The sequence below is a fragment of the Komagataeibacter oboediens genome, assembly GCF_003207815.1.
Taxonomy (GTDB): domain Bacteria; phylum Pseudomonadota; class Alphaproteobacteria; order Acetobacterales; family Acetobacteraceae; genus Komagataeibacter; species Komagataeibacter oboediens.
Genome location: NZ_NKTX01000003.1, coordinates 47,048 through 63,708, shown reverse-complemented (window position 1 = coordinate 63,708; position 16,661 = coordinate 47,048). Strand labels below are relative to the sequence as shown.

The 16,661-nt window shown below is 62.5% G+C and carries 19 protein-coding genes; 7 read left to right on the top strand and 12 right to left on the bottom strand.

Going from position 1 to position 16,661, the window contains the following annotated elements:
* Positions 1 to 98: 98 nt before the first annotated feature.
* Positions 99 to 1,622 carry a glucose-6-phosphate dehydrogenase gene (gene zwf, locus CFR80_RS03195; RefSeq protein WP_010514769.1) on the bottom strand — a complete coding sequence of 508 codons (1,524 nt, stop codon included), beginning with the start codon at positions 1,620 to 1,622 and terminating at the stop codon, positions 99 to 101.
* Positions 1,623 to 1,903: 281 nt separating this feature from the next.
* On the opposite strand from zwf, the gene CFR80_RS03190 reads away from it, so the two are divergent.
* From CFR80_RS03190 to CFR80_RS03165, 6 genes are all read left to right on the top strand, one after another.
* Positions 1,904 to 2,923, top strand: a complete 1,020-nt coding sequence (locus tag CFR80_RS03190) for an aspartate-semialdehyde dehydrogenase (protein WP_010514768.1) — start codon at positions 1,904 to 1,906, stop codon at positions 2,921 to 2,923.
* 253 nt (positions 2,924 to 3,176) lie between these two features.
* Positions 3,177 to 3,569, top strand: coding sequence for a succinate dehydrogenase, cytochrome b556 subunit (gene sdhC / locus CFR80_RS03185; RefSeq protein ID WP_010514767.1), 393 nt, complete (start codon positions 3,177 to 3,179; stop codon positions 3,567 to 3,569).
* Positions 3,570 to 3,571: 2 nt separating this feature from the next.
* Positions 3,572 to 4,003 (top strand): succinate dehydrogenase, hydrophobic membrane anchor protein, encoded by a 432-nt coding sequence (sdhD, locus tag CFR80_RS03180; RefSeq protein WP_010514766.1) that lies wholly within the window; start codon positions 3,572 to 3,574, stop codon positions 4,001 to 4,003.
* Between the two features lie 97 nt (positions 4,004 to 4,100).
* Positions 4,101 to 5,912, top strand: coding sequence for a succinate dehydrogenase flavoprotein subunit (sdhA, locus tag CFR80_RS03175; protein WP_010514765.1), 1,812 nt, complete (start codon positions 4,101 to 4,103; stop codon positions 5,910 to 5,912).
* Between the two features lie 26 nt (positions 5,913 to 5,938).
* Entirely contained in the window at positions 5,939 to 6,721 is a 783-nt protein-coding gene (locus CFR80_RS03170; protein ID WP_010509197.1) for a succinate dehydrogenase iron-sulfur subunit, read from the top strand.
* Positions 6,722 to 6,817: 96 nt separating this feature from the next.
* A complete protein-coding gene (locus tag CFR80_RS03165; RefSeq protein ID WP_010514764.1) occupies positions 6,818 to 7,480 on the top strand; it encodes a tyrosine-protein phosphatase in 663 nt (220 codons plus the stop codon).
* A gap of 8 nt (positions 7,481 to 7,488) precedes the next feature.
* Here CFR80_RS03165 and CFR80_RS03160 read toward each other — a convergent pair whose 3' ends face one another.
* The 5 genes from CFR80_RS03160 to CFR80_RS03140 form a co-directional block, all read right to left on the bottom strand.
* Complete coding sequence (locus tag CFR80_RS03160; RefSeq protein ID WP_010514763.1) at positions 7,489 to 7,941, bottom strand: helix-turn-helix domain-containing protein; 453 nt, start codon at positions 7,939 to 7,941, stop codon at positions 7,489 to 7,491.
* 267 nt (positions 7,942 to 8,208) lie between these two features.
* Positions 8,209 to 9,759, bottom strand: coding sequence for an apolipoprotein N-acyltransferase (gene lnt / locus CFR80_RS03155; protein ID WP_010514762.1), 1,551 nt, complete (start codon positions 9,757 to 9,759; stop codon positions 8,209 to 8,211).
* A gap of 37 nt (positions 9,760 to 9,796) precedes the next feature.
* Positions 9,797 to 10,642: a GNAT family N-acetyltransferase gene (locus CFR80_RS03150; RefSeq protein WP_010514761.1), complete on the bottom strand. Its 846-nt coding sequence runs from the start codon at positions 10,640 to 10,642 to the stop codon at positions 9,797 to 9,799.
* The gene (locus tag CFR80_RS03145) at positions 10,639 to 11,130 is read right to left on the bottom strand and encodes a Fur family transcriptional regulator (protein ID WP_010514759.1); all 492 of its coding nucleotides are present in this window, start codon (positions 11,128 to 11,130) and stop codon (positions 10,639 to 10,641) included. Before CFR80_RS03145 ends, CFR80_RS03150 begins: the two co-directional genes overlap by 4 nt.
* Positions 11,131 to 11,188: 58 nt before the next feature.
* Positions 11,189 to 11,593, bottom strand: coding sequence for a MucR family transcriptional regulator (locus CFR80_RS03140; protein ID WP_010514757.1), 405 nt, complete (start codon positions 11,591 to 11,593; stop codon positions 11,189 to 11,191).
* A gap of 93 nt (positions 11,594 to 11,686) precedes the next feature.
* Here CFR80_RS03140 and CFR80_RS03135 point away from each other — a divergent pair, with 93 nt between their 5' ends.
* A complete protein-coding gene (locus CFR80_RS03135; protein ID WP_010514756.1) occupies positions 11,687 to 11,935 on the top strand; it encodes a sulfurtransferase TusA family protein in 249 nt (82 codons plus the stop codon).
* Here CFR80_RS03135 and rimI read toward each other — a convergent pair.
* The 6 genes from rimI to CFR80_RS03105 form a co-directional block, all read right to left on the bottom strand.
* A complete protein-coding gene (gene rimI, locus CFR80_RS03130; protein WP_010514754.1) occupies positions 11,916 to 12,350 on the bottom strand; it encodes a ribosomal protein S18-alanine N-acetyltransferase in 435 nt (144 codons plus the stop codon). The two genes, CFR80_RS03135 and rimI, sit on opposite strands and share 20 nt — an antisense overlap.
* Positions 12,347 to 13,060, bottom strand: a complete 714-nt coding sequence (tsaB, locus tag CFR80_RS03125) for a tRNA (adenosine(37)-N6)-threonylcarbamoyltransferase complex dimerization subunit type 1 TsaB (RefSeq protein WP_110507083.1) — start codon at positions 13,058 to 13,060, stop codon at positions 12,347 to 12,349. Before tsaB ends, rimI begins: the two co-directional genes overlap by 4 nt.
* Before the next feature lie 3 nt (positions 13,061 to 13,063).
* Complete coding sequence (locus tag CFR80_RS03120) at positions 13,064 to 13,648, bottom strand: malonic semialdehyde reductase (RefSeq protein ID WP_010514752.1); 585 nt, start codon at positions 13,646 to 13,648, stop codon at positions 13,064 to 13,066.
* 33 nt (positions 13,649 to 13,681) lie between these two features.
* Positions 13,682 to 14,245 (bottom strand): NifU family protein, encoded by a 564-nt coding sequence (locus CFR80_RS03115; RefSeq protein WP_010514751.1) that lies wholly within the window; start codon positions 14,243 to 14,245, stop codon positions 13,682 to 13,684.
* A gap of 116 nt (positions 14,246 to 14,361) precedes the next feature.
* Positions 14,362 to 15,651 carry an ATP-binding protein gene (locus CFR80_RS03110; RefSeq protein ID WP_232275730.1) on the bottom strand — a complete coding sequence of 430 codons (1,290 nt, stop codon included), beginning with the start codon at positions 15,649 to 15,651 and terminating at the stop codon, positions 14,362 to 14,364.
* Between the two features lie 105 nt (positions 15,652 to 15,756).
* Positions 15,757 to 16,530, bottom strand: a complete 774-nt coding sequence (locus CFR80_RS03105; RefSeq protein WP_010514749.1) for a response regulator transcription factor — start codon at positions 16,528 to 16,530, stop codon at positions 15,757 to 15,759.
* Positions 16,531 to 16,661: the final 131 nt, after the last annotated feature.

Below are 16,661 nucleotides of genomic sequence, written 5' to 3'. Positions count from 1 at the left end.
GCTTTTTTCAGAAAGCTTCTAAGGAACGCCGCCTTTCTGAAGAAAGGCGGCAGCCGGAAACTTTCATCCTTATGAACAGGTCGTTTTCAAAAAATCTTTCAGGCGCGATCAAGCGGGTACCACGACCGTCCGTCACGATGCAGCAGGTCGTCCGCCCCGCTGGGACCTGATGTCCCGGCTTCGTATAGTTCCGGCCCCGCCGTATCCTTCGCCCATGCCTGCAGGACAGGATCGACGGCCTTCCACGCGGCCTCGATATTATCGGCACGCTGGAACAGGGTCTCGTCCCCCATCAGGCAGTCATACAGCAGGGTTTCGTACCCGACATTGGGCGATTTGGCGAACACGTCCTCGTAACGGAAACGGGCCTGCACATCGGTCAGGTCCATTTCCGGCCCCGGCTTTTTCGCACCCAGTTCCACCGTCAGCCCCTGGGCTGGCTGGATGTTGAGGATAATGCGGTTGGGGGGCAGTTCCTCCGTTTCGGTTTCACGGAACATGAGCATTGGCGGCTTGCGGAACTGCACCACAACTTCGGTCCGCCGTCCCCCCAGCGCCTTGCCGGTGCGCAGGTAGAACGGCACCCCGGCCCAGCGCCAGTTATCCACATGCAGCTTCAGCGCCACATAGGTTTCGGTATTGCTGTGCGGGGCCACGCCGGGGCTTTCGCGGTAGCCGACCATGGGTCTGCCCTCCACCGTGCCGGTTGCATACTGGCCGCGCACGGCATCCGCCGGGTCGATGGGGGTCACGGCCTCGAACAGCTGTTCCTTGGCGTTGCGCACGCTTTCGGCGTCGAAGGTATTGGGGGGCTCCATCGCCACCATGGCGAAAAGCTGGAACAGGTGGTTGGGCACCATGTCACGCAGCGCGCCCGTGGGCTCGTAAAACGCGCCGCGCTGTTCCACGCCAATGGTCTCGGCAGCAGTGATCTCGACATGATCGACATATTCATTGCGCCACAGCGGTTCGAATATCAGATTGCCGAATCGCATGGCGAGGATGTTCTGCACCGTTTCCTTGCCAAGGAAATGGTCAATGCGGAAGACCTGCGACTCGTCCAGTACCGACAGCACCCGGCGGTTGAGTTCCTTTGCCGAAGCCAGGTCCGAACCAAACGGCTTTTCAATCACCACGCGGCGGAAAACGCCCTCCTTCTGCGCCACCACACCGGCCTTGCCCAATGTTTCGACCACCGTGGCGAAAAACCGCGACGGGATGGCCAGGTAGAAGATGGCGTTGCCCGGCAGCTTCGTGCCCAGCTGGCGCAGGGCGTCCGCATCACTGAAATCGGCCTGTACATACTCCAGCCGCTGCGCCAGCCAGTCCCACTGCTGTGCATTGATGCTGGCAGGATGGAATTCGGCGTTCGGGTCATGGGTGAAGGACTGCATCATGGCGGCAAGGCCGTCGCGCCATTGCGCGGTGGTGCTGTCCACGCGGTCCACGCCAATGACGCGGAAGCCGTCATCCAGCAGCCCGTTACCCACCAGATTGTACAGCGCGGGCATGAGCAGCCGCTTGGTCAGATCCCCATGCGCCCCGAAAATGACCAGGGTGCACGCGGGGGCCCGACGGGCACCGGGCGGCATGGTTGCGGAAATATCAGATGATAGGGCCATGATCTCTCTAACCGTTCTTGCCTGCGCCCTGTACCGGGACGGATGGCGGCGTGCCTGCCCGGTATGGCGCGATGGGCCAAGCGTGCACCCGGCACGCCGATACGGACAAGGCCTATCACCGCATGGGACGTGTCACCTTGACCTTACCCCCGATTCGGTTAGCGGTTTTGCGCGGTCCGTCCTGCTTGCGCCTTTGCCGCGCAGGCTCTAGGTGTCGGTACAGTTACGGCAATGGGTCCGTCCGCCCGGATGGACCGGCATGACAGGACAGGAAGAAGATTATGGGTTACCGCGTTGCGGTGGTGGGCGCCACCGGCGCTGTGGGGCGCGAGATCCTCAAGACTCTGGCCGAGCGCCAGTTCCCTGTGGATGAGATCGTGGCCCTGGCGTCCGCCCGTTCGGCGGGCAAGGAAGTCTCCTTTGGCGATAAGAAGGTACTGAAGGTCCAGAACCTCGAGACCTTTGACTTTACCGGCTGGGATGTCGCCCTTTTCTCCCCCGGCGGGGCGGTTTCGGCCGTGCATGCGCCGCGGGCTGCGAAAGCGGGCTGCATCGTGATTGACAACACGTCCCACTTCCGCATGGAACCGGACGTGCCGCTGGTCGTGCCCGAGGTCAATCCCAACGATGTGAAGAAGGCCAGGCGCGGCATCATTGCCAATCCCAACTGCTCCACCATCCAGATGGTGGTTGCACTCAAACCGCTGCATGACCTGTTCACAATCAAGCGCGTTGTGGTCGCCACCTACCAGGCCGTGGCCGGTGCGGGCAAAAGCGGCATGGACGAACTGTTCAACCAGTCACGCGGCAGCCTGGTGGGCGACCCGCTGAAGGCCGAACAGTTCACAAAGCAGATCGCGTTCAACTGCATTCCCCACATCGACCGGTTCATGGATGACGGCGCGACCAAGGAAGAGTGGAAGATGACGGTCGAGACCCGCAAGATCCTTGACCCCGACATTGCCGTTTTCGCCACCTGCGTGCGTGTTCCCGTGTTCATTGGCCATGCCGAGGCCATTAGCGTGGAATTCGAGGAACCCGTTGATATCAAACGCGCCCGCGAAGCCCTGCGTGAAGCGCCGGGCGTGGTGCTGCATGACAAGCGCGAGGACGGCGGATATGCGACACCGCTTGAGATCGTGGGTGAGGACGCAACCTATGTCTCGCGCCTGCGCATTGACCCGACGGTGCCCAATGGACTCGGCTTCTGGTGCGTTGCCGACAACCTGCGCAAGGGGGCGGCGCTGAACGCGGTCCAGATCGCGGAGACGATGGTCGCCCTCGACCTGCTCGGACACTGACGGGCTGCCTGCGGGGTCCCCATGGATGGCGGTGCAGCGGGGCTGTACCGCCATGTAGCCGGGGGAAGGTCTCTCAACCTCGTGTTCCGGGCGTGCGTTGACCCGGCCTTCCGTGCGGCGTAGGACCGAATTCAGACAAGGCAACGGAACAAACCGAAGCCATAACAGGGAAATTGACGAGACGACCATGCAGGATGTCCGTGATGCGCTCTATGTAGGGCAGCGAAGCGACGGAACTCTGACCAGGCGGCCTATGTCCCCACACCTCCAGGTCTACCGCTTCCGTCTTTCCATGTTCCTTTCAATCGCGAACCGCGCCGCCGGTGTCGCCGCCGCAGGCGGTTCGGCACTTGGTCTGTGCTGGATCAGCGCGGCGGCAAAGGGACCCAAATCTTTCAGCAAGGTCCAGAAGGTGACCGGCAACCCGCTGGGGCAGATGCTGCTCGCGGGGTGGGCACTGGCGCTGGTCTATCACTTCGTGGCGGGGATACGCCACCTTGTGTGGGATAGCGGCTATCGCTTTTCCAAAAAGGAAATCAACGAGGATGGCCCCGTGGCCGTGGGCGTGACGGTGGGAACCACGCTGGCGCTGGTGGCCGGTATCCTTGGTGTCGCGATCTGTCGTTCCCGCAAGAAGGCGTCCTGATCATGAGCAATCCGAAGAAACCGCATATCACGGTCATGCGCTCCCAGCTTTCGCGCGCGCGCGGACTGGGCTCGGGTCAGGCCGGTGTCGGCCACTGGTGGGCAGAACGTGCATCGGCGGTGGCCCTTGTGCCGCTGTCGGGCTGGTTCGTGATCCAGGTCTTCCGCCTTGCTGGCGCATCACAGCCGGAAGTGGCGAAGTGGGGCGCACGCCCGCTCAACACCACCATGATGCTGTCGCTGGTGATCCTGACCTTCTACCATACCCAGCTTGGGCTGCAGGTCATCATTGATGACTACGTGCACGGCAAGGCGCACCTGCCTGCGGGCCTGCTGATGAAGGGGATCGTCTTCCTTCTGGGTCTGTTCGGCACGGTTTCCGTACTGAAGCTGGCGCTGGCCGGCAGCAGCCGGGGCAGGATTGCAGCGGGCTGAAGCCCGCGCGATCGCCTGAGCAGAACATGACATTCGCGGACCGGCGGGCCGCAATACTGGCCGGCCGTCCGAACGAGCATCGGGACACGTCCAAGAAATGAACGCGACCACTTCACCACTCACCGGCTCCTACAGGATCGTTGACCACGCATATGACGTGGTTGTCGTAGGCGCTGGTGGCTCCGGCCTCCGGGCCACGCTGGGCATGGGGGCCGCTGGCCTCAAGACTGCCTGCGTGACCAAGGTTTTCCCCACACGCAGCCATACCGTCGCAGCACAGGGCGGCATTGGCGCATCGCTTGGCAACATGGCCGAGGATAACTGGCGCTGGCACATGTACGATACCGTCAAGGGATCGGACTGGCTGGGTGACCAGGACGCCATCGAATACATGTGCCGCGAGGCGGTGCCCGCCGTGCAGGAACTGGAACACATGGGTGTGCCCTTTTCCCGCACGGAAGATGGCAAGATCTACCAGCGCCCCTTTGGCGGGCACATGCGCAACTATGGCGAGGCCCCGGTGCCCCGCGCCTGCGCCGCCGCCGACCGGACGGGCCATGCCATCCTGCACACGCTGTACCAGCAGTGCCTGAAGCATAACGTCGAATTCTTTGTCGAATACTTCGCCATCGACCTGATCATGGATGACGACGGTGCCTGCCGTGGTGTCATGGCATGGTGCCTGGAAGACGGCACACTGCACCGCTTCCGTGCGCAGAAAGTCGTGCTGGCGACCGGCGGCTATGGCCGTGCGTACCATTCATGCACCTCCGCCCATACCTGCACGGGTGATGGTGGCGGCATGGCGATCCGCGCCGGTATCCCGATGCAGGACATGGAATTCGTGCAGTTCCACCCCACCGGCATCTTCCCCGCAGGCTGCCTGCTGACGGAAGGCTGCCGTGGCGAAGGCGGCTACCTGACCAATTCCGAAGGCGAGCGCTTCATGGAACGCTACGCGCCGACCGCCAAGGATCTGGCTTCGCGTGACGTGGTCTCGCGCGCCATGACCATCGAAATCAACGAAGGTCGCGGCTGTGGTCCGGAAAAGAACTACATCATGCTGCACCTCGAGCATCTTGGTCCCGAGATCCTGCATGAACGCCTGCCCGGCATTTCGGAAACGGCGCGCATCTTTGCCGGGATCGACGTGACCAAGGAACCCGTGCCGGTGCTGCCGACAGTACATTACAACATGGGCGGCATCCCCACCAACTACCATGGCGAGGTCATCCGCCCCACGGCTGATGATGTCGATGCGGTGGTGCCCGGCCTTATGGCGGTGGGTGAAGCGGCGTGCGTGTCCGTGCATGGCGCGAACCGCCTTGGCACCAACTCGCTGCTTGACCTCGTGGTATTTGGCCGTGCCGCCGCCCAGCGCGCCGCCGCTACCATCAAGAGCGAGGAAGTCATCCCGCCGCTGCCCGAAGGGGCCGGTGATGCCGCAATCGCGCGCTTCGACCGCCTGCGCTACGCCAAGGGCAAGACCCATGTGGCCGACATGCGCAGCAAGCTGCAGCGCACCATGCAGAAGCATGCCGCCGTGTTCCGCAACACCGAAAGCCTTGCGCAGGGTGTGGAGAAGATCAAGGAAATCTGGTCGGAAATTCCCGACATCTCGATCAACGACCGTTCGCTGATCTGGAACAGCGACCTTATGGAAGCGCTGGAGTTCGAGAACCTGCTGGCCAACGCCACCGTCACCATGGCGGGTGCCGACGCACGTCACGAAAGCCGCGGCGCGCAGGCGCATGACGACTATCCCGACCGTGACGACAAGAACTGGATGAAGCACACCGTCGCCCACATGACCGACAAGGGCGATGTCACGCTAAGCTACCGCCCCGTGCACATGAAAACGCTGACCAACGATGTGCAGGTCTTCCCCCCCAAGAAGCGCGTCTACTGACGTAACGGCGGAAAAGGAACGAGACGATGGTCGAATTCAGGCTGCCAAAGAACAGCACGGTGGGCAAGGGCCGCATTTTCACCGCCGCCCCCGGCGCCACCAATGTCAAGAACTTCCGGATCTATCGCTGGAGCCCGGACGATGACAAGAACCCCGTGGTCGATACCTACGAAATTGATCTGGACAAGATCGGGCCGATGGTGCTCGACGCGCTTATCCATATCAAGAACGATGTCGACTCCACCCTGACCTTCCGGCGTTCATGCCGTGAAGGGATCTGCGGGTCATGCGCGATGAACATCGCTGGCGAGAACACGCTGGCGTGCCTCAAGCCCATCCGGGATATCGAGGGTGACATCGCGATCTATCCGCTGCCGCACATGCCGGTCATCAAGGATCTGGTGCCCGACCTGGATGGTGCGTATGCCCAGCTGCGCTCGATTGATCCGTGGCTGAAATCCGACACGCTGCCGCCACCGGATTCCGAACGCCGCCAGAGCATCGAGGAACGTGCCGAGCTGGATGGCATGTGGGAGTGCATCCTGTGCTTCTGCTGCTCCACGTCGTGCCCGTCCTACTGGTGGAATGGCGACCGCTACCTTGGTCCGGCAACGCTGCTGGCGGCCTATCGCTGGATTGCCGACAGCCGTGACGAACATGCGGGCGACCGTCTGGATGCACTGGAAGATCCGCTGAAGCTGTATGCCTGCCGCACGATCATGAACTGCACCCAGACCTGCCCCAAGGGCCTGAACCCCGCCAAGGCGATTGGCCGGATCAAGGAGCTGCAGCTGGAACGCAAGGCGTAACAGCCGGTCACTTTCATTCGTGATTGACGCAGAAGGCGCTGGATGTGAAAAATCCAGCGCCTTTTTCGTCTCCACCCGTTTGAAAGGACAAGGCTGGTGTTTGAGGGAAACCTGTCCACCCCCGCCGGCCGAAGCCGTGCCTGGATCGACAGCCTGTTCGTTGACCATGCAATCCTGCGGCAGACATGGACCAACTTCCGCGTGGTCATTCCCGGCCGTGTCTATCGCTGCAACCATCCCACGCCGTGGCGGCTGCGGCTGGCCACCCGTCGCTACGGGCTGAAAACGCTGGTCAACCTGCGCGGGCACCGTCAGTGCGGGTCCGATGCCCTGTCACGCGAAGCCGCCCACAAGATCGGGCTGACCCATATCGACATGGCGTTCGAAAGCCGCAATGCCCCCCACAGGGACCGCATTGAACGGTTTGAGCGGATTTACCGCGACATCCGCTTTCCCATGCTCATGCACTGCAAGTCGGGTGCCGACCGCACGGGACTGGCCGCGGGGCTTGTCATCCTGTTCGAAGGGGGGACGGCGCAACAGGCGCTGCGCCAGCTTTCATGGAAGAACGGACATTTCAACAGTTCACGCACTGGCGTGCTTGATGCCTTCTTCCTGCGTTACGCGGCCGAGGCGGAAGGGCGCCTCCCCTTCATGGACTGGGTGCGCACGGAATATGACGAAGACCGCCTGCGCGCGGATTTCCGCGCCGGGAAAATCGCATCATTCATGACCGATCAGGTACTCAGGCGGGAATAGCCCGCCCGCTACGACGATGCCCCCATGGAGCGGACAAGATCCAGCACGCGGCGACGGGTGCCACTGTCCTCGATCCCGTAGTATGCGCGCACCAGTTCAATGGTTTCACGACGCGAAAGCAGGGCAAGGCCATCCTGCGCCACCGTGGGCAGCGCGGATGACAGTGTAGGGGCCTCGGGCTCGGCCATGCCATCGACAGTGTCTGTTACGGGCCGGTCCGTCGTATCGACATGCGCAGGCAGGCCCGCGAAAAAAAATCCGACCGGTACATCCAGCACGCACGACAGATCATACAGACGCGACGCACCCACGCGGTTACGCCCGCGTTCATACTTCTGCACCTGCTGGAATGTCAGACCCAAGGCATTCCCCAACCGTTCCTGTGACATACCCAGCAGTGTACGACGCAGACGGATACGGTTCCCGACATGGACATCTACCGGATTGGACGTAGCGGACATTTTCCCCGTCACAATAATGGTCTTACCTTCCCTACCTGCTATCTCCAGACCGGCTGGAAATTAAAATACGCCAGCCATTCACGGTGGGCGTTAAGATTTTTTAAATCAACTACAGCTACAATAAATCCGTTATTGACCCGAATTTCCAGAGTACCGGACCAAAGCATTACATAAATAACCTGTCCCTGCACGGCGAGCAGGGAATTAGGAAAATATTCATGCATTTTAAATGCATTAAATAAGATCAAAAAAAATGGCGGAAAACCGTTATGACAAAACGGCTTTACCCTGTCGACCTGCGTACCACACGCCGCACAGCCCCAGTAAAACAGCCAGCAGCAACGGCACCAGACGCCCGTACCGCCCGAAAACAGTCAGCGGCAGGGCATCGGGCACGGCATGCACCAGCACACCCTGACGGTCCCAGCCCAGCCGCGCCAGTTCATGTCCCCGCCCGTCAAACACGGCCGAGATGCCGGTATTGGCGGCACGGGCAACCGGCAGCCCTTCCTCCACCGCACGGATACGCACGGCGGCCAGATGCTGGCGGGGCCCGGCGCTGTTGCCATACCAGGCGTCGTTGGTGCTGTTCATAAGCCAGTCGGGCCGGTCATGCGGGGCTGTCACCTGACCTGAAAAAATCACTTCGTAACAGATCAGCGGTCCCACCGGCGCAATACCGGGGAGATGCCACGTCCGCACACCGGGGCCTGGGGTCATGCCCTCACCCGGCACAACATGGAAGGGCAGGAAGGCGGGCTGGTATTCTCCAAAGGGAACCAGATGCGCCTTGTCATACACCATGGACCCCGCGCCGTCGGGCGGCATCAGGGCCACCATGCTGTTGCGCCAGTGGTGATCATCCTCCAGCCAGCGCACGCTACCAATAATGCCGGCTGCAGCTCCCTGCCCCGCCCGCATGATCATGGGGCGCGCAATATCATCTTCCAGCAGCAGGCCCGGAAATGCCGATTCCGGCCATGCGAACACAACGGGGCGCGTACCCGCAGCCTGCTGCAGGCCCTGCGCCACCCCCTGATGGGTCAGGGCAAGGTAACGACGGAAAATCGCCACGTCTGAATTGCCTGCGATCTTGTCCGTCTCGGGCACGTTGCCCTGCACCAGCACGACTTCGGGATTATGGAGATAGGTGTCATGGATGCTGCTGAAGCGTGCCACGCCACAGCCAATCCACACCACCATCAGCGCGAGACAGGCCCGGCGGCCAGCACGACCATATAGCGGGGCCAGCGCCACGATACAGGTCAGCAGGGTCAGTCCGTCCACCCCGATCCATGCGGCAGGCTGGATCATGATATCGCCGGCAAGACCGGGGAATTCCCATACGCTGCCCGGCGGGTTCCATGGAAAACCGCTGAACACGTACACCCGCGCCATATCCGTCACCGTCCACAGGGCGGACAGGACCAGCAGACGGCCCGTGCCACGCGGCACAAGGCGGCTCAACCCGGCGGAGAGCGCACTGAGCGGGGCAAGGATCACCGCGCAGCCGGGCGATGCCAGCGGCACCAGCCACCAGAAATCATCCGCGCGCAGCAGGATGGCATACATGAGCCAGTACAGGCCGATGGTATGAAACCCCATCGCGAACATGAAGCCACGCCGCGCGGCCCCACGCCAGTCGGCCGCGTGATCGATCGCCAGCGCCAGCAGGCAGAAGGCGACCGGCAGGACCACCACCGCATGCAACGGTGGAAACGCAAGGGCATACACCCCACCCGCCAGCAGCATGGCCAGATCGGCCCGCCACCCGTGCAGGCGCGCAAGCTTCATATACAGCGTGTACAGGAACATCATGGAGCGTCGCGACCCGCCCCCCCTGTGGATTGCGGGGTCAGTCCAGCGCGTCACGCAGGCGACGTTCGTAATGGCGGTAATACTTATCAGCCAGCAGTTCGCTCTTGACCAGTACTGCAACATCGGTGGTGTTGAACTGTTCATCAATCACGGCGCCATCGCCCACATACCCACCCAGCCGCAGGTAGCCCTTTATCAGGGGCGGCAGGCGCGCCAGCGACCGCCGGTGGTCCAGCAGCTGCGGGTCCGCACGCAGCATTTCCACCCTGCGTTCAGGCAGGGCGCGCACCCGCAGCGCGGGCGGGGCAAGGTGATTGTGGTACAGGTAGGTCAGTTCATCCGACAGCGCATCGGGATCGGTGCCCGGCAGGCTGGCGCAACCGAACAGCACATCAATCCGGTGCAGGAAAATGTAGGACGCAATGCCACGCCACAACAGCTGCATGGCCGCGCGACCGCGATAGTTCATATCCACGCACGACCGGCCCACTTCCAGAAGGCGACCGGGAAATTCGGTCAGGGGCGAAATGTCGTATTCGCTGGAGGTATAGAATTTGCCCAGCTTCCGGGCAGCATCCCCCTGCATCAGCCGGTAGGTACCGACCACGCCCCTGGCACCCGATGAAATGGCATGATCGATCACCAGAAGGTGATCGGCATATTCATCGAATTCATCAATATCCCGCTTCAGGCGCTCGGTACGGGAATCGGGTCTGGCCCCCATTTCCTCATAGAACACCCGGTACCGCAGCGCCTGGGCGGCGTCGCGTTCCTCGTCCGTCGTGGCGATCCGGACGCCAAGGTTTCCCCCCCGCAATTCAGGAAAACCGTTGCGTTCCAGGTCCAGGGTAGAAAGGGACTGTATGGTTTTCTCGATACTCAAGGCCGTGACCTGCCTTTCCGCTGCGTTTGCGCCATCTGGCCCGTCTGTTCTTCTGCCACGTCGGGCAGCCTGCGCGCAAACAGTTCCAGTCGGTGCGAGACCAGTTCGAACCCGAGTTCGGCCGTAATCCTGCGCAACAGCTCGGCATGGTCGGCATGGGTGAATTCCACCACCTGTCCGCTTTCCACATCGATCAGGTGATAGTGGTCGCCTTCTTCCGTCGCTTCGTAACGGGCCCGGCCACCGCCAAAGTCACGACGTTCGAGAATGCCGTTTTCTTCCAGCAGGCGCACGGTGCGATATACCGTGGCAACCGAAATACGCCCGTCCAGCTGGGAGGCGCGACGATATAGCTCTTCCACATCCGGGTGGTCATGGGCTTCAGACAGGACACGCGCGATCACCCGTCGCTGGCCTGTCATTTTCAGGCCGCGTTCGGTGCACATGCGTTCAATGCGGGTCTGTAGTCCGTTACTGTCTGGTGCCATGTTTACGGGCGTAGCCGATCATGCAGATACCTGTCCACACTACCACACTCCGTGTGGTTCAGTCCTCACGTTTGGTGCCAAGGCCGATCTTGCGTGCAAGCGACGACCGATGGCTGGCATAGTTGGGCGCCACCATGGGGTAATCATGGGGCAGCCCCCATCGTTCACGGTATTCATCAGGCGTCATGTTATAAGCGGTCTTGAGGTGACGCTTGAGCATCTTGAGCTTCTTTCCGTCCTCAAGGCAGACGATGTAATCGGGGAAAACCGATTTCTTGAGGGGGACAGCGGGCACCGGCTTCTCAGGCACTGGTTCCGCACGCCCGAGGGAGGCCACGGCTTCATAAACCCGGTGAATCAGATCGGGAAGGGTATCCGCGTCAAGTTCATTGCGGGATACGTATGCCGAAACGATTTCGGCGGCCAGTTCCCGTACTTCCACTTCTGCCGCTGCATCGGCCATTAATCTGATCCTGTCGCTCTGGAATAATGATGTACCCTATATAAATAATTCCAGACGGATCGCAACAGGTAACAACAAAGGTTTCGTGGTAATATGTCTGATATTGATATGGCAGAAATAGATATCACCCATGAAGTATGCCCGATGACTTTCGTGCGTACCAGGTTGGCACTTGACAGACTTCCTGCCGGGGGAAAACTGCTTGTCCGACTGCGCGGCACCACCCCGCTGGACAATGTTTCACGCAGCCTGAAGCTGCTTGGTCATGTTGTAGAAGAAATACAGACAGAAACAGATGGCATGACACACCGGCTGACCGTCCTCAAATCTCCCGCTGCATGACGCAGGCATCCATCCCATCGGGGTAATAATTGCGCCGTACACCCGCCTGCACGAATCCACTCGTGCGGTACAGTGCCATGGCGGGAGCATTATCGCGCGCCACTTCCAGAAACAGGGTCCGCGCGCCTGCCTGGCCCGCCTGCCGCATACAGCGCGCCAGCAGGTCGCGCCCGATACCGCGCCGCTGCCATGCCGGGTCCACGGCAAAGGTCAGGATCTCGGCTTCATCAAACACGGTGCGGACCATGATGAAGGCAGGAGTGCCCCCTTCCGCCATCACGACAGAAACACCCGGCATGTCCAGCAGGGCCTGCATGGCCTGCGCATCCCACCGGTGAGTAGGGGGGAACGCCCGCGCATGGATATGGGCCAGCAACGTGGCCCGCGCGCTGGCGGGCCGGGGGGACAGGGTCATGGCGTATCGGTGGGGGCGGGCCGCAGGCCAGCCGCAGGCAGTTTGGCCTCCGGCGCATCGACATAAAGCGGCTGGGCCGCACGGGGCGGCAGATGGCCGCAGAAACGACGCAGGGCCACCGTAGCAATGCCCACGGGGTCAGGCTGCATCAGGTTGCATGTCCGCACATCCATGCGCCGTGACAATGCCTGCGCCACATCTTCCGCCGCATTTCCCGCCAGCAGCAAGCGACCGGGCGGCAGTTCAAGCATATCGAGCATATGGGCGGACACACTTCCCGCCCCATCCCCATCCGCCAGCATTTCGACAAAGACCCGTCCCCGTCGTGCAACGGTGCAGCACACCGGACGCGCCGCCTGTTGCCGGGCCAGATGACGCAGGGCGTCGGCCATGGCTTCCCCCCCGGTCATGCCCATGACGGCACAGCCACTGCCCGCGGCAAGCCCATGGGCAAAGGCCAGCGAGGCCCGCAGTCCCGTGAACGATCCCGGTCCGACGACCACGCCAACCAGTTCGGGCATGACATGGGTCCAGCCGCACTGCGCGAACAGTTCGGTTGCCAGCAGGGGAAACTGTTCCGCCGCGCCACGTCCGGTTGCCTCACGCGTCGCAAGGACAGACAGGACACCATCATCACCCAGCACAAGGCAGGCAATCACGGCACGCGCCTGCGTCCCGGTGGCGCTGCCGTCCATCACCAGAATCCGCATGACCTATACAATCACACAGGCATCATCGAAATCCGGGCGCGGGGCACGGGGCGTGGGTGGCGGTCCATCCGTATAACCCAGACAGACAAGGAAATTGGCCTGCCAGCCCTTCTGCGCCAGAAAGCTGTCTTCCACCATCGCGCCATCGAACCCCGACAGCGGCAGCACCGACAGGCCAAGCGCCCGCGCGGCCATGATCAGGTACGCGCCCTGCAACGTGCCATTGCGAAAGGCCGTTTCTTCCGCCAGTCCCACATCGGCTGCAAACCACTGCCGCACATCCGGGGCGGAATTAAGCGTATCCATGCGGTCAAAGAACAGTGGGTCATGCGCCACGATCACGGTGACCGGGGCGGTCATCACGCGCTGCACGTTTCCCGCCGACAGCGCGGGACGCAGGCGCTCACGGCAGCTTTCGGTCGTAATGAACACGAAACGCCCGGGGCAGCAGTTACCCGATGTCGGGCCAAGGCGGACCAGATCGTACAGCTGCCGCAGCGTATCCTGCCCCACGGGCCGGTCATTCCACGCCACCGGCGTGCGTGCGGTACGAAACAGAAGATCAAGCCCAGCGTCATCAAGCGCCATGAAACATTCCCAGACTACGCGCAGACCTGCCGATCAGGCCTCTACCTGCTCTACCGATACCACTTCCGGCACATAATGGCGCAGCATGTTCTCCACCCCGTGCTTGAGCGTCGCGCGCGACGACGGGCATCCCGAACACGCACCCTGCATGGTCAGCCGCACCACCCCGTCACGATACCCCCGGAATACAATGTCACCGCCATCACCCGCAACGGCGGGGCGCACGCGGGTATCAAGCAGTTCCTTGATCTGCTGCACGATTTCCTCATCCCCCGGCGCGATCAGATCCTCGACCACCTGCGCGTCGCTTTCGACCACGGCCTGCCCTGTGGCCAGGTAATCAGCCAGCACGGACAGCACCTGCGGACGCAGGTCATCCCACTGTGTTGCGTCGCTGCGGGTCACGGCAACGAAGTCATTTCCGAAAAAGACGCGGGCCACGCCGTCAAGGTCGAACAGAATTTCCGCAAGGCGCGACCGCCCGGCCACGGAATCGGGGCTGATGAAGTCAGCCGTGGCCCCGTTGGCCATGATCTCGCGCCCCGGCAGGAACTTCAGCGTTGCGGGATTGGGGGTATCTTCTGTTTCGATGAACATTGCTCGGTCTTCCAGACATGACGGGAAAGCGGGACATGCAAACGTACTTCCCAAGTCCTGTTATATGATCGACGCGCGCGTAAATCCAACCCCACACGACAGGGCCCGGCCCGCTTTTAGCTGCCGGGACGTATCACAGCATTGCGTGGCAGGACAATTTCCGCGCACAGCCCCCCCTGCGGGCGGTTGTACAGGTGGAAGCGCCCCCCGTCGCGCGCCACTTCGCGACTGACGATCGCAAGCCCCAGGCCCAGGCCGCCGGTACTGCGCGAACGCGATCCTTCCACACGGTAGAAGGGTGTCGTCACGCGCCCGATTTCGGCATCGGGCAGGCCGGGGCCGTTATCCTCCACCCGGATGCACAGGGCGTCCGCCGTCACCGTCAGGCTGACATGGGCGTTGCCACCATAATTCACCGCATTGTCGATCAGGTTGCCCAGCACGCGCTTGAGCGCAAGCGGACGCACCACGGCCTGCGCCTGATCCGGCCCGTCATAGGTCACGTCGCGCCCCTGATCGGCATCATCATCCACCCGTGTCGCCAGGATCGAGGCTACGTTGGCCGACCGCGCGGGTTCGGGGTCCTTTTCCCCCGACAGATAGGCCAGAACGCCTGCAATCATGGCCTCCATTTCCGTGACGTCGGCCTCGATTTCCTTCTGAGCGTTCGCATCTTCCAGAAAGCCCGCGCGCAGACGCAGGCGGGCCAGTGGCGTGCGCAGGTCGTGGGACACGGCGGCCAGTGCCTCGGTCCGGTCGGCAATCAGGCGGTTGATGCGTTCCTGCATGTCATTGATGGCCCGGGCCAGATAACGAACTTCACGCGGGCCCTTGTTTTCCAGCGGCACCCACTGGCCTGACCCGACCGTATCCGCCACATCCGCCAGCGCACGCAGCGGCATGCTGAGCGCGCGCACGAGCATGCCCGCCGCCAGCAGCACCGCCCCCGCCAGAATTGCCGCCGAGACAATGCCGCGCTGCATATGGTGCGGCTGCAGGATGGCGGGGGCAAGGAATCCCATGTAACTGCCATCGGGCAGGCGTAACGTGCCGCGCACATCCGCCGTGGCCGCGATCGTGCCCGACAGGTTCAGCGCATCGCCCCGCAATGCCGCAAGCGACCCCGCCATCCGGTCATGCAGCATGCGCAGCGATGGGGGTTCCACCTTCATCACCCCCTGCTGCGCCGGGGTGCGCCAGTCAACCGTCAGGTCATTGGTGGACAGCATGGCCGCCAGCACCATGCGCTGCGATGTGGGGGTGGCGGCCAGCACGCGGGCATCAATCACCAGCCGCTCCCCCACCTGTTCCAGCTGGGCGTCGTCTATGGTGTAGGTCTCGGCTTCTTCATAAAAGACGGAACTGCCGACAAAGACCAGCGCCACGGCGGCCAGCAGCACGAACATGACGCGCCCCACCAGGCCACGCGGCCATAGCGTAATGCGCCTGGCCACGGGTTCCGGTGCGCGGGGGGGCTGTGGAGGGCGGGTCGCTGTCACGGCCTGATCCCGTCAGATCCGCTCCACTTCCGACGTGAAGATATAGCCCATGCCGCGCACGGTACGGATCAGCCCATCCGAATCCGGCCCCAGCTTGCGCCGCAGGCGGCTGACCAGCACATCCACGCTGCGATCCGACACGTCCCCCAGCCTGGTACGCGACAGTTCCAGCAGCCGGTCACGGCCGATGACACGCTGCGGATTGTCAAGGAAGCTGGTCAGCAGGTCATGCTCCGCCCCCGAAATCTCGACCGCCGTACCGGACGGATCCGTCAGTTCACGACGGCGCAGGTCCAGCGTCCAGCCGGCGAAGCGGACGGTTTCCTTGCGCTGGCGGCCCGCACTTGGGGTCGTGACCCCGCCGCCCCTGCGGCGCAGTACCGCGCGCACGCGGGCAAGCAGTTCCTTCTGGCCAAATGGCTTGGGCACGTAATCATCCGCGCCCAGTTCCAGCCCCTGCACGCGGTCAAGCTCCTCACCGCGCGCCGAAACGATAATGACCGGCACTTCCGTCAGCGGCGCCTCCCCCGGCACCACCGGTTCGGACTGGGCACGCAGCCCGCGACACAGGTCCAGCCCGTTGGTGCCCGGCAGCATGACATCAAGGATGATCAGGTCAGCAGCCTGCGCACGCAGCGCGTCCCACATTTCGGGACCGTCCTGCACACCACGCACGCGGTAGCCATCACCCTGCAGGGCGCGGACGATCAGGGTGCGCATGCCAGGGTCATCTTCCACCACAAGGATACGGGCGGGCAGATCATCAGTGGCAGGTATCTGTGTCATTCTCTCGGCCATGTTTCGGTTCAGGGACAGTCATGATGCCATTCATGCGACGGCCTCCAGCATATCCAACGCACCGGGTCGGGATAAGACCATCGTTCATATCATAAAATGTCAGTCATGCCGGGATGCGA

Coding starts and splice junctions, on each gene's coding strand:
- lnt (WP_010514762.1), bottom strand. CDS start 9,759: ATGATGTTCCTGTACACGCTGTATATGAAGCTTGCGCGCCTGCACGGG.
- CFR80_RS03170 (WP_010509197.1), top strand. CDS start 5,939: ATGGTCGAATTCAGGCTGCCAAAGAACAGCACGGTGGGCAAGGGCCGC.
- zwf (WP_010514769.1), bottom strand. CDS start 1,622: ATGGCCCTATCATCTGATATTTCCGCAACCATGCCGCCCGGTGCCCGT.
- CFR80_RS03110 (WP_232275730.1), bottom strand. CDS start 15,651: ATGTTCGTGCTGCTGGCCGCCGTGGCGCTGGTCTTTGTCGGCAGTTCC.
- CFR80_RS03140 (WP_010514757.1), bottom strand. CDS start 11,593: ATGGCCGATGCAGCGGCAGAAGTGGAAGTACGGGAACTGGCCGCCGAA.
- CFR80_RS03145 (WP_010514759.1), bottom strand. CDS start 11,130: ATGGCACCAGACAGTAACGGACTACAGACCCGCATTGAACGCATGTGC.
- CFR80_RS03115 (WP_010514751.1), bottom strand. CDS start 14,245: ATGTTCATCGAAACAGAAGATACCCCCAATCCCGCAACGCTGAAGTTC.
- tsaB (WP_110507083.1), bottom strand. CDS start 13,060: ATGCGGATTCTGGTGATGGACGGCAGCGCCACCGGGACGCAGGCGCGT.
- sdhC (WP_010514767.1), top strand. CDS start 3,177: ATGTCCCCACACCTCCAGGTCTACCGCTTCCGTCTTTCCATGTTCCTT.
- rimI (WP_010514754.1), bottom strand. CDS start 12,350: ATGACCCTGTCCCCCCGGCCCGCCAGCGCGCGGGCCACGTTGCTGGCC.
- CFR80_RS03160 (WP_010514763.1), bottom strand. CDS start 7,941: ATGTCCGCTACGTCCAATCCGGTAGATGTCCATGTCGGGAACCGTATC.
- CFR80_RS03120 (WP_010514752.1), bottom strand. CDS start 13,648: ATGGCGCTTGATGACGCTGGGCTTGATCTTCTGTTTCGTACCGCACGC.
- sdhD (WP_010514766.1), top strand. CDS start 3,572: ATGAGCAATCCGAAGAAACCGCATATCACGGTCATGCGCTCCCAGCTT.
- CFR80_RS03135 (WP_010514756.1), top strand. CDS start 11,687: ATGTCTGATATTGATATGGCAGAAATAGATATCACCCATGAAGTATGC.
- CFR80_RS03190 (WP_010514768.1), top strand. CDS start 1,904: ATGGGTTACCGCGTTGCGGTGGTGGGCGCCACCGGCGCTGTGGGGCGC.
- CFR80_RS03105 (WP_010514749.1), bottom strand. CDS start 16,530: ATGACACAGATACCTGCCACTGATGATCTGCCCGCCCGTATCCTTGTG.
- sdhA (WP_010514765.1), top strand. CDS start 4,101: ATGAACGCGACCACTTCACCACTCACCGGCTCCTACAGGATCGTTGAC.